The organism is Psychrobacter sp. 78a-MNA-CIBAN-0178, from assembly GCF_040309625.1.
GTDB lineage: Bacteria > Pseudomonadota > Gammaproteobacteria > Pseudomonadales > Moraxellaceae > Psychrobacter > Psychrobacter okhotskensis.
Map to the genome: position 1 here is coordinate 29,107 of NZ_JBEOOZ010000002.1, position 15,092 is coordinate 44,198.

The 15,092-nt window shown below is 44.2% G+C and carries 11 protein-coding genes; 9 read left to right on the forward strand and 2 right to left on the reverse strand.

The window, feature by feature from the left end; translation table 11 throughout:
* Nucleotides 1-559 precede the first annotated feature (559 nt).
* The 7 genes from AAEY80_RS01895 to AAEY80_RS01925 all read left to right on the forward strand — a co-directional run bounded on the left by AAEY80_RS01895 (nucleotide 560) and on the right by AAEY80_RS01925 (nucleotide 10,396).
* A complete protein-coding gene (locus AAEY80_RS01895) occupies nucleotides 560-1,507 on the forward strand; it encodes a LysR substrate-binding domain-containing protein (RefSeq protein WP_201632147.1) in 948 nt (315 codons plus the stop codon).
* Between the two features lie 267 nt (nucleotides 1,508-1,774).
* Nucleotides 1,775-3,046 carry a 2-aminoadipate transaminase gene (locus AAEY80_RS01900; protein WP_350587821.1) on the forward strand — a complete coding sequence of 424 codons (1,272 nt, stop codon included), beginning with the start codon at nucleotides 1,775-1,777 and terminating at the stop codon, nucleotides 3,044-3,046.
* A 209-nt stretch (nucleotides 3,047-3,255) separates the two neighbouring features.
* Nucleotides 3,256-4,656: a 2-oxoadipate dioxygenase/decarboxylase HglS gene (gene hglS, locus AAEY80_RS01905; RefSeq protein ID WP_502945281.1), complete on the forward strand. Its 1,401-nt coding sequence runs from the start codon at nucleotides 3,256-3,258 to the stop codon at nucleotides 4,654-4,656.
* A gap of 170 nt (nucleotides 4,657-4,826) precedes the next feature.
* On the forward strand, nucleotides 4,827-6,317 hold the full coding sequence (amaB, locus tag AAEY80_RS01910) for an L-piperidine-6-carboxylate dehydrogenase (protein ID WP_350587823.1): 1,491 nt from the start codon (nucleotides 4,827-4,829) through the stop codon (nucleotides 6,315-6,317).
* Between the two features lie 290 nt (nucleotides 6,318-6,607).
* The gene (gene nhaC / locus AAEY80_RS01915) at nucleotides 6,608-8,068 is read left to right on the forward strand and encodes a Na+/H+ antiporter NhaC (protein WP_025650858.1); all 1,461 of its coding nucleotides are present in this window, start codon (nucleotides 6,608-6,610) and stop codon (nucleotides 8,066-8,068) included.
* 17 nt (nucleotides 8,069-8,085) lie between these two features.
* Nucleotides 8,086-9,372, forward strand: coding sequence for an L-pipecolate oxidase (amaA, locus tag AAEY80_RS01920; protein ID WP_350587824.1), 1,287 nt, complete (start codon nucleotides 8,086-8,088; stop codon nucleotides 9,370-9,372).
* A gap of 388 nt (nucleotides 9,373-9,760) precedes the next feature.
* A complete protein-coding gene (locus AAEY80_RS01925) occupies nucleotides 9,761-10,396 on the forward strand; it encodes a hypothetical protein (protein ID WP_350587825.1) in 636 nt (211 codons plus the stop codon).
* A gap of 160 nt (nucleotides 10,397-10,556) precedes the next feature.
* Here AAEY80_RS01925 and AAEY80_RS01930 read toward each other — a convergent pair whose 3' ends face one another.
* Nucleotides 10,557-11,438 carry an alpha/beta fold hydrolase gene (locus AAEY80_RS01930; protein ID WP_025650861.1) on the reverse strand — a complete coding sequence of 294 codons (882 nt, stop codon included), beginning with the start codon at nucleotides 11,436-11,438 and terminating at the stop codon, nucleotides 10,557-10,559.
* Nucleotides 11,439-11,445: 7 nt separating this feature from the next.
* Nucleotides 11,446-12,225, reverse strand: a complete 780-nt coding sequence (locus AAEY80_RS01935; RefSeq protein WP_173239721.1) for a class II aldolase/adducin family protein — start codon at nucleotides 12,223-12,225, stop codon at nucleotides 11,446-11,448.
* A 660-nt stretch (nucleotides 12,226-12,885) separates the two neighbouring features.
* Here AAEY80_RS01935 and AAEY80_RS01940 point away from each other — a divergent pair.
* Both AAEY80_RS01940 and AAEY80_RS01945 read left to right on the forward strand, forming a co-directional pair.
* Nucleotides 12,886-14,205: a short-chain fatty acid transporter gene (locus tag AAEY80_RS01940; protein ID WP_025650863.1), complete on the forward strand. Its 1,320-nt coding sequence runs from the start codon at nucleotides 12,886-12,888 to the stop codon at nucleotides 14,203-14,205.
* Between the two features lie 91 nt (nucleotides 14,206-14,296).
* Nucleotides 14,297-14,944: a glutathione S-transferase gene (locus AAEY80_RS01945; RefSeq protein WP_201616571.1), complete on the forward strand. Its 648-nt coding sequence runs from the start codon at nucleotides 14,297-14,299 to the stop codon at nucleotides 14,942-14,944.
* The last annotated feature ends 148 nt before the right edge of the window (nucleotides 14,945-15,092 follow it).

Here is a 15,092-nt window from a genome sequence, read left to right on the forward strand (position 1 = left end):
AGCTGAAAAATAATTCATGAGTTTAAGCGTGATGTCGGAAATACATGGCGGCATAGGTCGTAATGATGAAAAAGAGGAGGGCAAGATAGCAAATCAGTTGCGGTATGTCAGAGCCTATCATCAGACCCTACTATTTTATCAGGAATCGACCGTTTTTTTGTAGGAGAGTCTTTAAAATTGGCGACCGAGTAACTGATTGAATGGTTAAGTAAATCCGATGATGGCATCAGTGTCAGTTACATAGCGCTTATAGTGAGGTATCGCTATTTACGCTTGAATATAGGTATGATGACGCCATAAGGATAGGCATAGGCTAGGAATGCCTGATAACGTGATTTTAAATAATCATTGATATTTTACTAGGGCGTGTATTCATTTCAAAAATGGCGATAAAAATGAGATAAATTGCTGTCAAACAAGAAAAACAGCGCAGATAATATCGGGATATTAACCAGCTATTTGACGATGTTTGGCAAGATTTAGCCATTTTTAGCCCATTTAGATGACTATCGAATGAATTGAAAACACGCCCTAAGATGGGATAAAAGAAAAGCAATCTATGAAAACCGACACCAATAAACCATTAGCCTTTAGACGATATCCTTCAACGACGGCGCTGCAATGTTTTGAGACCGCTGCTCGTCATTTGAGTTTTACCAATGCCGCGCAAGAGATGCACATGACCCAAAGCGCCATCAGTAAGCAAGTGGCGCAGTTGGAGGAGATGCTAAACCTGTCTTTGTTTTATCGGACGCCGCACCGGATTTCACTGACCCCTGCTGGCAAGTCATATTATCTTGAAGTTTTAGAGATTTTAAAACATATCGAGGTGGCGACCACCAATTTGATGTCGCATAGCAGTAATACCGAGCTGCTAAAAATCGTCTCACATCCGACATTTTGTGCCCGTTGGTTGATTCCAGCACTCAGTGGCTTTAGTCAAGAATATCCGCTTATTAACTTGGATATTAAAGAGCTGGCGGGGCCATTTTTTTCTGAAGACCAAAATGTCGATATTGCTTTTTTGTATGGCGATGGCATGTGGAGCAATATGGAGGCCATAAAACTGTTCGATGAATACTGCGTTGCGGTCTGTCAGCCGCAGTATTTGCGAGATAAAACACTGAGTACTGAGTGTATAAATGACTATGTGTTATTGCAAATAAGTTCGCGCTTAAGTGCGTGGTATGAGTATTTTAAGCAACAAGATATCAGCGTCGATGGCACTTTTGTAGGGCCACGTTTTGAGACTTTTCATGCTTGCATTTCTGCCGCCTTACTGGGCTATGGTATAGCCTTAGTGCCGTTACGCTTGGTTGAGCCTGAGCTACAATCAGGCGCTTTAGTGCTGGCGTGGGATTATGCGGCAAAGGGTCGCGGCAGCTATTATGTGACTTATCCTGTTGCTTCAGGGCAATCGCATAAGGTCAAAGCGGTTTTAGAATGGATTACGGCTTATTTAGCAATCTCAGATGAGCGTGAAAAGGCGTTAGGGTTGGTTTTATAATGTCCTGCTGTTTTTTTCGATAATCTAAAGTGTTTTTTATAGCACTGGTCTTGTTTTTTTTATCCTGCAAAGTTGTTTGCTGTGAAAATTTAACAAGCTAAAAAAACTGCCTTAATACGCAGTTTTTTTTGTTTTTAAAGGATTCGTTTAGGGAGCTAATTTACTGGCAATGACAAAAAGGAATGCCACCACAACTATTATTCGTTTGCTGCCGGAATGATGTTTTGTTGAAATGAGTCTAACTCAAGGAAGAGATAGAGATTCATCATGGACAAGCTTTATAACGTGACCGATGCCTTTACGATGGTGCATCCGCTCACGCTCGTCAAAGGCAAAAATGCCAGAGTTTGGGACGACAATGACCGCAGCTATATCGATTTTGTCGGCGGTATCGGCGTTTTAAACTTTGGTCATTGCCATCCTCACATCGTTGACGCCATCATTCAGCAAGCCCAGGCGCTGATTCACTATGCCTACAATGCGGCAGCGCATCAGCCGTATCAAAGCTTTATGCCGCGATTGTGTGAGCTTGTGCCTATTAGCGGCGATCTGGCAGGGATGCTCACCAACTGCGGCGCAGAAGCAACCGAAAACGCTATAAAGATAGCACGCATGAAGACGGGTCGCACAGGCGTCATTGCGTTTGATGGTGGCTTTCATGGGCGCACACTGGCTGCGGTCAATCTCAATGGTAAGGTCGCGCCTTATAAGCGCGGGCTTGGTGCATTAGGGAGCGGCGTTTATCACATACCTTTCCCCAGCCCCGATAACAATATCAGCGACGAGCAAGCGATTGATGCGCTCCAGCGTTTATTTATGGTAGAAACCGATATCGATAATATCGGTGCCATCATCGTCGAACCTGTACAAGGGGAAGGCGGTTTTCAATTGATGTCGCCCACCTTTGCGCAATATCTACGTAAGTTTTGTGATGAGCACGGCATGTTACTCATCATGGACGAAATTCAATCCGGCTATGGTCGTACGGGTACGCCGTTTGCTTTTACCAATTTAGGGATTGAGCCTGACCTTATTTTACTTGGCAAAAGTATCGCAGGCGGCTTGCCATTAGGTGCGGTCATAGGCAAGGCTAGTGTGGTCAATGGTCTTCCTAAAGGCAGTTTGGGCGGTACTTATTCTGGCAATCCAGTTGCTTGCGCCGCTGCCAATGCCACGCTTGATATCATGCAAGCTAATGACATTTGGCAGTCAGCCAAGCATTATGCCCAGACGATTGAGACGACCATCAGCCAATGGCAGCAAGAAGGTATCTCACCTTGGTTATTTGGTCTTACTGGTATCGGTGCGATGCGCGGTATCGAGCTGCGCCATCCTGAGCATGATGTGCATCCAAGTGTGATGGCGCAAGTATTAACCAAAGCCCGCGAGCGTGGTCTATTGCTGATGCCAAGTGGGCAATATCGCCATATCATTCGCTTATTACCGCCACTTACCATAGATTCTGACACCCTAAAAGAAGGGTTGGATATTCTAAAAGAGGTACTCATCGCGCTTCCTGATGGATTGCCTGCCGCTTAATGTTTAGGAGTGCTTAGGCATGTTTAGGAGTGCTTAGGCGTGCTTAGGATAGATAGCGCATCGTCATAACCAAATGCTCGAAACAAAATACTTATTATTAAGCTAAAGATTTATTAACTCTATTACAAGGATGTTTATTTGTGAAAAATAGTAGCGTCAGTCCAGATAAGGATTTTATCTGCAGCGATGATATCCGCCATCATTTTTCTATGGCCATGTCAGCCATGTATCAGAACGAGGTGCCGCTATACGGCGACTTGGTTGATTTGGTCAGTGAGGTCAATACCGAAGTATTAACCTCACATCCTGATATCAAATCACAACTGCTGCATACGGGCGAGATTGAGCGCCTAAGCATGGAGCGCCACGGGGCGATTCGGCTGGGTAGCGCAGCAGAGCTGAGCATGATGCGCCGTCTTTTTGCCGTGATGGGTATGCACCCTGTCGGCTACTACGATTTAGCGCCTGCTGGCGTGCCGGTGCATTCAACAGCTTTTCGCGCACTTGACTCGCATTCATTGCATAAAAGCCCCTTTCGCGTTTTTACCTCGTTATTGCGTTTAGATTTGATTGCCGATGAAAATTTACAACAAGAAGCCACGGCCACACTGGCGCAGCGTCAGATATTCACTACTGGCGTCATTGAGCTTATTGAAGTCTTTGAGGCGCAAGGTGGTTTGACTACTGAGCAAGCAGAGCAATTTGTCCAAGAAGCGTTAGAGACATTTCGTTGGCATGATAAAACGCCGGTGGCAAAAGCGCTCTATCAGCGTCTATTAAATCAGCATCCGCTCGTCGCTGATGTGGTCGGCTTTAAGGGTCCACATATCAATCATTTAACGCCTAGAACCTTGGATATTGATGCCGTACAACAAGGCATGCAAGCAAGAGGCATACCCTCAAAAGCCATTATCGAAGGGCCACCGCGTAGAGCGTGTCCTATCTTATTAAGGCAAACCAGTTTTAAGGCGCTACAAGAAGCGGTTGGCTTTAAAGTTGCTAATAACTCAGACGCTAGCCATGAGGAGTATGAGCAAGGCCATCATACCGCGCGCTTTGGAGAGATTGAACAACGCGGTGTGGCGTTAACGCAAAAGGGCCGCGCGCTTTATGATGAATTACTGGCCGCAGCTCGCCGCCAGCTTGGTGCTACCCCAAATGAGGACAATGCGGCTCAGTATAATCAAATTTTAACCAAGGTATTTACCGCTTTTCCTGATGATTATCAAACTCTACACGATGAGGGGCTGGCGTATTTTTATTACCAGCTGACGGACAGCACCCTTGATTCTGAGGACGGTCAAGCATTGTTAGCCGCGACCTTAAGCACTGATGATTTGAATAAACTGCCTAATGCTAAGCTGACTGCTCTGATTAATGATGAAGTGCTTCGCATTGAACCCATCGTTTATGAGGACTTTTTGCCCGTCAGTGCCGCCGGTATCTTCCAATCGAATCTGCAACAGGCGCAGCCAAGCCAATATGACGGTTACTCAAGCCAACAAGAGTTTGAGCGTGATTTGGGGGCAGTCATTTACGATGAGATGGCATTGTATGAAGCGATGCAGGCGCAAAGCCTTGAGCAGTGCCTGTCTAGTGTCAGTATTTAGTAAGATTTAGGCTAGAAATGTCTAGCTTATAGCCGACTTATTAGCACGTCATTCCAAAAAGGAATGACTGCAAGAAATTTATTATTTTGCAACTTAGTAGGTAGCAGGGTAATTTTATAAGTCAGTCAAGGACGTAGTAAACCATTATACCAATATGCAAGGGATTGATTATGATTAAGCAATATATGTCTGCAATGGGCGTAGAAGAAGCACACTATCAAAATGGCGACTTTGAAGTCACCACCCCAATTGATGGCTCAGTCATCGGTAAAGTTACGTTAGATACAGTGGCCGACGTCGATACTAAAATCCAAAATGCCAAAAAAGCCTTTCAAGAATGGCGTGTCGTTCCTGCCCCTAAACGTGGTGAGCTGATTCGTCTATTGGGTGAAGTCCTGCGTGAACACAAAGAAGACTTAGGTATCTTAGTATCGCTAGAAGCCGGAAAAATTAAAGAAGAAGGCCTTGGCGAAGTACAAGAAATGATTGATATTTGTGACTTTGCCGTGGGCGTATCGCGTCAGCTTTATGGTCTAACCATCGCCTCGGAACGCCCAGGTCACCACATGCGTGAGACATGGCATCCACTGGGTGTCATCGGCGTCATCTCGGCCTTTAACTTCCCCGTTGCCGTTTGGTCTTGGAACACGGCGCTGGCCATCGTCTGTGGCAACCCTGTCATCTGGAAACCTTCAGAAAAAACCCCACTCGTCGCCTTAGCTTGCCAAGCGTTATTTGAAAAAGCCTTGGCAAAATTTGGTAAAGCACCCGCACATCTATCGCAAATTATATTGGGTAAAACCGATATCGGTAATGCGTTGGTTGAAAATAAAGACATCGCCTTGGTCAGTGCCACCGGCAGTACGCGCATGGGCCGAGAAGTAGGACCTAAAGTCGCTGAGCGTTTTGGTAAATGCTTGCTTGAGCTTGGTGGCAATAACGCCATGATTTTGGCACCGACGGCTGATTTAGATTTGGCGCTACGTGGCATTTTATTCTCAGCAGTAGGAACGGCAGGACAGCGTTGTACCACTTTACGCCGTCTATTCGTTCATGAGTCGGTCAAAGACGATATCTTACCGCGCGTTAAGTCTGCCTACGATACTGTGAGCATCGGCCACCCGCTCGAAGGCAATTTGGTCGGTCCACTGATTGATGAAGACAGCTTTAATAACATGCAAGCGGCGTTAGAAAAGGCTCGAAATACTGGCGGTAAAGTCACGGGCGGCGAACGGGTGCTGATGGATAAGTTCCCCGATGCCTATTATGTGACCCCTGCCATTGTTGAGCTTGATGAGCAAAATGACGTAGCACGTAGTGAGACGTTTGCACCGATTTTATATGTCATGCCTTATAAAGAATTTGACGATGCGCTAGCGATGCAAAACGATGTACCACAAGGGCTGTCTTCTTGTATCTTTACCAATGACTTGCGTGAAGCTGAAACGTTCCTCAGCGATCGCGGTAGTGATTGCGGTATCGCTAACGTCAATATCGGCACCAGTGGCGCTGAGATTGGCGGCGCATTTGGCGGCGAAAAAGAAACCGGCGGTGGTCGTGAATCAGGTTCTGATGCATGGAAAGCTTATATGCGTCGTCAGACCAATACGGTCAACTATTCAACCGAGCTGCCACTGGCGCAAGGCATCAACTTTGGCTAGTAAGAATGTGATGTGATGTGATGTGACGCTTGTTAAGTAGGCTCAGCGCCTATTTAACAAGCCAAGTATCAATTGTTTTGGTAGCCAATTATTAAGTATTTATTGTTTTGGTATGAAAGCCTGCGCAAGTGATGAATAACTATTCATGATTTCAAAAACAGGTTTTTTTACTCCCTTTTTAGTACTCTTTTCAGCGTTTTTTTAGCATTATCAGCAGCCATGGATTGGTTGTTCCCACTACTGTTATATCTATGACAACAGTAACCACTACTAAGGAAGGTAGGTGTCTTATGATGGATGATAAACCTTATGACGAAGCTAAAGATGGCTACGGTCCGTCTTCTAGTTTTTTATTAGATATTGCACCTCTGGTGTTGACTGCCATTATTCTGATGGTGCAGTTTTTTGTATTCAAAGATTTTACCCCTCACATTCCCTTAGCTTGCGGTCTTTTAATCACCGGCTTGTTTATGAAGCTGCGTGGCCGTGATTGGGACGGCATGGAACAACGCTTTTTAAAGGTTGTTAAAATTGGTCTACCGGCCATGATTATCTTGATGGGCGTTGGTATGCTCATCGGGGCTTGGATTATCGCTGGTACCGTCCCTACGATTTTATACTACGGTTTTAGCATTTTTTCCCCTTCATCATTTCTAGTCTCCGTTTGTCTTATCTGCGCCATTATTTCTGTCGCAACCGGTACCTCTTGGGGCACGGTTGGTACAGTCGGTCTTGCTATGATGGGTATTGGGCTAGGCTTGGGAATCCCGCCGTCACTAACGGGCGGCGCTATCGTTTCTGGTGCTTTTTTTGGCGACAAGATGTCTCCTCTATCAGACACCACCAACTTAACGCCAGCAGCGGCTGGTGTTGAGCTTTGGGATCATATTCGCGGCATGTTGCCAACGACTGTACCTGCCATGGTGACTGCATTAATTATCTATGCTTGGATTGGGATGGGTTACGGTGCAGAAAATGTCGATTTATCTTCGATCAAAGAAATTCAAACCTCACTAGCGGCCAACTATAACTTGAGCGTGATTACTTTATTACCTGCTGTAGTCGTTGTCATTGCGGCGGTAATGAAAATGCCCGCTATTCCAACGGTATTATCAGGTGTAGTAGTTGCAGGCTTAGTCGCGTTCTTTATGCAAGGCGTGGGTGTTCACGATATCTTTAACGTCCTACAAAATGGCTTTGTCAGTGAGACAGGCTTTGCTGTCGTCGACCAACTGCTGTCTAAAGGCGGCATTATGTCAATGACTTGGGTTGTGACCTTGACCATCTTTGCCTTAGCCTTCGTTGGTGCCATTGAGCATTACGGTACGCTCAAAGCCATCATGGCAAAAATTAATAAGATGGTGAAATCAAGATTTGGCTTAGTAATTACCACTTATCTCAGCACTCTTGGTGTCGGTACGCTCATCGGTGACGTCTATACCACACTGGTATTGCCAGGCCGTCTACTCAAAGACAAATATCAAGAAATGGGCTATAAGCGCACGACGCTTACGCGCTCTATTGAAGATACCGGCACTCTGTTATCTCCTCTGATTCCTTGGAACATGGGTGGTAGTTTCGTTGCGGCAACACTAGGTATTGCGACCCTTACTTATGCGCCCTTTGCCTTTGCCTGCTGGTTATCGCCGCTATTTGGCTTGCTATGGGTATTCTTAGATAAATTTATTCCCCGTGAAGAACCTACTGTTAATAACGACACAAGCACGCTCTCCACTGTAGACAACGTGTAATTTATAAGGAATATAAGATGTTGCAAGAGCAATGTTTGTGGAATATGACCGCACCTATTATTGATACCTACAGCCAGATGAATAGCGATACTGAAGCAACTATCTGTATTATAGGCGGCGGTTATACCGGGTTATCGGCTGCGATTCATTTGGCAGAAAAAGGCGTCAAGGTTATCTTGCTCGAGAGCCAAACGATCGGTAGTGGCGGCTCAGGGAAAAGTGTAGGGCTGGTCAATGCAGGAACGTGGGCGCGCCCTGATGATTTGAATATTGCGTTAGGTGAAGCGGCGGGTGAGCGCTTAACTGAAGCCCTTGGACAAGCACCAAGCTTAGTATTCGACTTAATCAAGCGTTATAATATCGATGCACAAGCCACTCAAGCTGGTAATATTCATATGGCACATAACGCCAAAGGTGAAGTCGATGTCGATATTAGATACGAGCAGCTAAGCCGTCGCGGTGCGAATGTTGAAGTATTAACCGGCAGTAAATGCCACGAATATTGTGGCACCAAAAATATCAATAAAGCGTTACTCGATCACCGTGCGGGTACCATAAATCCGCTGGCTTATGTGAGAGGGCTGGCCAAAGTAGCAAAAGATCTTGGCGTCACTATCTATGAGCATTCCGCTGTTGAAACTTTAGAAAAGGTGGATGGCTATTGGTATGCAAGGACTTCTAAAGCGCGCGTGAAATCTGAGCGCGTTATTATTGCAACCAACGCTTATACCGAAGGCGAGTGGACAGAAATCAAAAAGACGTTTTATCTAGTGTATTACTATCAGATTGCATCTGAGCCGCTCAGCGGAGAGGCGGCAGATCGTATTTTGCCATACAAAACAGGGGCATGGGATACACGCTTGGCCTTGTCTAGCTTTCGCCGTGATGACGATGATCGCTTATTATTAGGAACGGTCGGTGGTACGCAGCTTAAACCAAAATCCTTTTACCAATCATGGGCTAACGCTGTGCAACAAAGCTATTATCCAGATTTGCCAGCATTTAAGTGGCAGTATGAGTGGTGTGGTAGCTTTGGCTTTACGCAAGATCATATCTTCCGAGTCATGGAGCCTGCTGAGGGTTTGCTGACCGCAACGGCTTATAACGGTCGCGGCATTACCACAGGCACGCTGATGGGTAAGTGCTTTGCAGATTATATAATGACAGGTAATAGGGACAGTATTCCCTTGCCATTTAAGACTTTAGAAGAGGCAAAAATATCTTTTGGAGGCATTAAGTCTGGCTTTACTGAGCTGGGACTGACTTTATATCATGCAGGTCAATGCCTAAGAATCATTGGATAACTTTATATTGGATAACTTTATTGAGTTATCGTCTGATTTTGCTAAAGTTCTTTTAAATATAAAGATATTTAGAGTTTTACGATGATAGGAAGACATTAATACTTGTTTGATTACTAAAGCGTATTAATATCCATATTTATTTTCTAGTATCTGATATGCTATTATCCTTGAGTCACTATCGTGGGTTTAACAGTTTTGTATCGTCATCCGTTATTTTAATTAATGACAGCGTACAAACCTTGCAACTTCCAGCACGATATAAAACAATTCTGGTAAAGCGCATGAGCCTGTACTCCGACATCCTCATCTGTGCCTGTTTTTATTTGCCTACTTGGGCTTATTTCAACGTTTTTCGTCGGAGTTACAGGAGTCTAAGGTGTTCAATATCATGAGCCACATTGCCAACCAATCCAAATATACCCGTCATTATCATCCACGTCATCTTCTTGCACAGTATGCGATCAATCAGATAGCAACACTTGAGCTGCGTCCGCAAGATATTGTCAAAGCCATGGGTTATCCTATCAAGCATACCATTCCTGCTTGTGAGCGACTGCGTCATGTATTGTCGAACAAATATCTCGGGCTTGATAGCAGCTATCTTGATAAATATTTTACTGCTGATGAGTTTTTAATAGCATTATTTACAGTGCTTGAGATACCTCATGCACCTTTTGCAGAAGATATTGCCCAAATTAAAGATGACTTAACACATTATCCTAGCCGGTTGCCAAAATATAGTTTGCGAGCAGAGGTAAACTTTGAGTTTACTGCGGACGTGAACTGGATGGCTCGTGGTGCTGCTTCGCGCTTGGCTCATATAAGATTGCCAGAGGGATTTGCCAAACTAGATGAGTCTGAGCGAGCGTCGATAGTGAAAAAAAGTATCTACAAGCATTATCGGCAGCACGAGGGCAACCTACCTTATAATGGTATGGTTAAAGGTTATCAATTAATCACTGAACAGCGTAATGAAGTGGTTGATAGCGTCAGATATGCTCTACCAGAATCTAAAGCGTGTTAAGTTTTAAATGTTAAATGCCAAAGGTCGAAGGTCGAAGGTCGAAGCAAAGCCTGACGGTAATGTCAGACCGCTGACAGTGGTGACGAGTGCGAGATTTGACTAGTCACTTAACGACGCTTTTTCACATACCTTTCCTTGCTCATTTTGGTGCAGATATTCTTTAATTCACATTACTTCTAAAGCTTAGGTATTCGGCGGTGATAGCATCGGCATCTTCAATTTGTGGATAATGTCCCAACGCTGACATCTCAGCAACATTGGCATTCGGGATCAATTCACGGTAACGCTGAATCATATGTTTACCCGAGATGGGATCTTTGGCACCTGCAACCAGTTTAATTGGTATGCTGCTATTGATAATCGCGTCTACCCAGCGTTCACGATATTGTTGACGTTGTGGTATATAGTTAATCAGTTTATGCATCACTGCTAGACCATTATTATGAGTTAACAGCTGCCATAACGTTTCGATGACCTCAGGGGTTGGCGGCGTTGCTGGCCCAAATATTTGTTGTAAATTATCCGCAAACTTCTGCTTATTAATGAATTTGGATACCAAAGGACCTAAGGGCGACAATAATAATTTTTGAATCAAGATTGGTTTGTGAGTCTCAGGAAACAGGCCACCATTTAGAAAACAAACACTGTCAATGCGCCTTTTACTATTGTCACTACTGCCACTAACTTGCCTAGCTAATAACTCTTGTGCGACTGTGTCACCATAATCGTGTGCCAAAATATGATAGTCATGGATGCCAAGATTTTGCAAAAAAGTCTCAAAAATATCAGCCTGCTCACTAATTAAGTAGCGCGCGTCTTTGGGTTTGTCAGACAAGCCAAACCCCAACATATCGAGAGTGACAACGTAATAATGCTCAGTGAGCTTCTCCCACATACCTTCCCAATCCCAACTGGCACTGGGGAAACCATGAATTAACAGTAATACTGGCGCATTTTTATCTCCACCCTGACGGGTAAAAATTTTCTGACCGTCAATAAATACGAATTGTCCCTGTTGTTGCCATTCATTCAGCGTTATCATTATTGGCTCACTCCTCAAAAGACGGATCAGTTCGGTGCAGCTTTCTTAATAAGGCCGGCCACGCAATATCACCATTGGCTTCTTTAGTTACTTGCTTCGATGCCGCTTGAATGCCAGCCAATATTTGCGGTGATATCAAGGTTAATTCACTGCCGCCGCTCTGCGCTTTGATTTGGACCTCGCACGCTTTTTGCAAGATGTACATGTTTAAAAAGGCATCGGCCACAGTGCTTGCACAAGTGAGCAAACCATGATTGCGTAAAATCATGAAATTGGCTTCTCCAAGATCAGACACTAAGCGCACTTTTTCTTCAGGGTTCAAAGCGACACCTTCATAGTCATGATAAGCCAAGTTAGATAATGGAAATAAGGATTGTTGCGAGATAGGCAGTAATCCTTGCTGTTGGGTAGATACAGCCACACCGTCGCTGGTATGGAGGTGGATAACGCAATGGGCATCACTACGAGCTTCGTGGACGGCACTATGAATGGTAAACCCTGCAGGATTGATATCGAATTCTGATGACGACACTTTTTCACCAGCTTGATTGACTTTGACCAGACTAGAGGCGGTAATCTCTTCAAATAGTAAACCATAAGGGTTAATCAAAAATTCATCCTCAGTATTTGGCACACGTGCCGAAATATGAGTAAAGACCAAATCATCCCAGCCATACAAGGCAATCAATCGATAACAAGCGGCAAGGTTGACTCGCATCTGCCATTCTTGTTCAGTTACATTGTCTTTTACGTTGTCATTTACATTGAGTGTTGAATTGCTTTTCATTATGTCATCCTCGAATTTCTTAGCTATTTTTGAAAGGCGATGAATCCATCATTTTGTCCGCACGGCTCCCTCAAATCTATATCCTACGATAAGTAAAAGCAATTGAATTCTTTATAAAGATAACTGTTACTCGCTTATGACACGTTTAAGATAGGTGTTTGAAATCAATAGATTTCATTTAATTTCTATTTTGATAATTAGATTAAACGTTTGTATCCTCCAATTTTATTTCTTATGATCTCACCATTGTCATACACCTAAAGGAGCCTATGAGTACCATATCCTTTAAGAGTGAAAATTATTATTGAGGGTCAGTGTTCGCATTGTTATCATAAGCGAGTGAAAGATGTTGCTGCTGTTTATCGTGAAAAAGATAAAAGTTTAAATATTATCTATTTATTGATTGCATCTGACAGATTATCAAAGACTATGAGAGCTTATAAAAAATTTTGATAACTGTTGTTGATCATTAGAAGTCTTTGCAGAGCGATATCGCTCTGCAAAGACTTTTTCTGTTAACTAATGAGACAGAAGATTTTAGAAGCTAATACAGCGTAATAAGAGCTAATTCTTGCTGAATGAGTAAGAATATAAAGGAAGAATGAGGTAACATTAGCGTTAGAAGTAAGGGACGATTTTCAATAAAAAGGGAGTTTTACAATGAAGGGAATCACGCGTTTTTCGAATAGTTTGATGGAAAAATACTTACCGGATCCATTTTTATTTGTCATCATCTTAACCGTCGTGATTTTTGGTATGGGCTTAGGTCTAACCGATTCTTCACCGGTACAGATGGTGGCATATTGGGGTGAGGGCTTCTGGGCATTACTCGCGTTCTCAATGCAGATGGTACTGGTACTCGTCACTGGCTTTGTATTGGCAAGCAGCCCAATATTTAAAAAAGGATTGGGCAAACTTGCCGGCTTTGCCAAGTCGCCCGGTAGTGCGATTATTTTAGTAACCTTAGTCTCGCTTGCAGCGAGTTGGATCAACTGGGGATTTGGCTTGGTCATCGGTGCGTTATTCGCCAAAGAATTAGCGAAGCGTGTTGAACATGTCGATTACCGCTTATTGATTGCCAGTGCTTATTCTGGTTTTATTATTTGGCATGCCGGATTCTCGGGATCGATTCCTCTATCGATTGCCACAGAAGGCCATCCGTTCGTTGATAAAATTGGTATCATTCCGACGAGTGCGACTATCTTTGCGAGTTATAATTTAATTATCGTTGCAGCCTTGGTTATTATTGTGCCGTTATTAAACCGTCTGATGATGCCAAAAAAAGAAGATACGGTGACGGTGGATCCAAAAGTGTTGGCTGATCCAATCATTGAGGAACTACCAGAAAAATCAGCCATGACACCAGCAGAGCGTTTGGAAAACAGCTGGATACTATCGATGGTTATCGGTGTCATGGGCATAGCCTTTATCATCTATTATTTTGTGCAAAACGGCTTTGCATTGACGCTCGACTTGGTCAACTTTATGTTCTTGTTCCTTGGCATCATATTTCACGGAACACCGCGCAAGTATTTGATTGCCGTGCAAGAAGCGGTCAAAGGCGCAGGCGCAATTATTGTCCAATTTCCGTTTTATGCAGGCATTATGGGTATGATGACGGCGTCTGGCTTGGCAGCTGTTATGTCAGAAGCGTTCGTCAGCGTTTCGTCAGCAGACACGTTGCCACTTTTTGCCTTCTTAAGTGCAGGACTCGTCAACTTCTTTGTCCCGTCAGGGGGTGGACAGTGGGCAGTGCAAGCGCCGATTATGTTGGAAGCGGCAGAAATGCTTGGTAGTGACCCTGCAAAAGTTGCCATGGCGGTGGCATGGGGCGATGCTTGGACAAATATGATCCAGCCATTTTGGGCATTGCCCGCCTTAGCAATCGCTGGACTAAAAGCCAAAGATATCATGGGCTTTTGTGTCATCGTGTTGATTGTCAGTGGCGTTGTGATTGGTCTGGGATTATTGTTCTTATAAATAAATGCTAAAGTAATGACCTTGCTTTGAGTTAGGGGCGAGGTCTTTTTTATTCTTCTTTCCTGATTTTGAGTTACCTGTGAGAGATATTATGACTGTTCCACTGCATCGCCTGTATTCTTTTCGTCGTTGTCCTTATGCCATGCGTGCTAGGCTTGGCATCTTATTCGCTGAGTTACAAGTGGAGCTGCGGGAGATAACGCTCAAAAATAAACCGATGCAGATGCTAGCGATAAGTCCCAAAGCTACAGTGCCTGTTTTGCAACTGGCTGATGGTAGGGTGATTGAAGAGAGTAGAGAGATAATGGAGTGGGTGCTTGAGCAGCAAGATCCGCAAAGGTTGCTGGATTCAGAGGTTTTGCAACAGGCCAACGCTCTGATCGATAAAAACGATAACGAATTTAAACATTGGCTAGATCGTTATAAGTACGCCGACCGTCATCCTGAGATGACTCAGGAAGAGTATCGACAACGGGGCGAAGTCTTTTTACAGGTGCTAGAAGAACTGCTGACTAAAAACCCTTATTTGCTAGGCGATAGCATAACGATTGCCGATATTGGCATCATGCCTTTTGTCCGTCAGTTTGCGCATGTGGATCGCGATGTTTTTTATGATCTACCTTACCCAAATCTACAGCGCTGGTTGCAAGATTGGCTGGCGCATCCATCATTCCTGCAGGCAATGAAAAAGTACCAGCCTTGGCAAGAAGAGGATGATGTGGTGCTATTTCCTTCTTAATCCTAAGTGCTTAACGATAAGGGTTCATTAAGATGAACGTGCGTTATTAACGAGATGCTTAGTGGATATAACCACGCTTCATGGTTAAAAGCAGTATTTGGCCTCCTAAGGCGAAACTGTACGGGTAAAAATGTATCGACAAGCACTA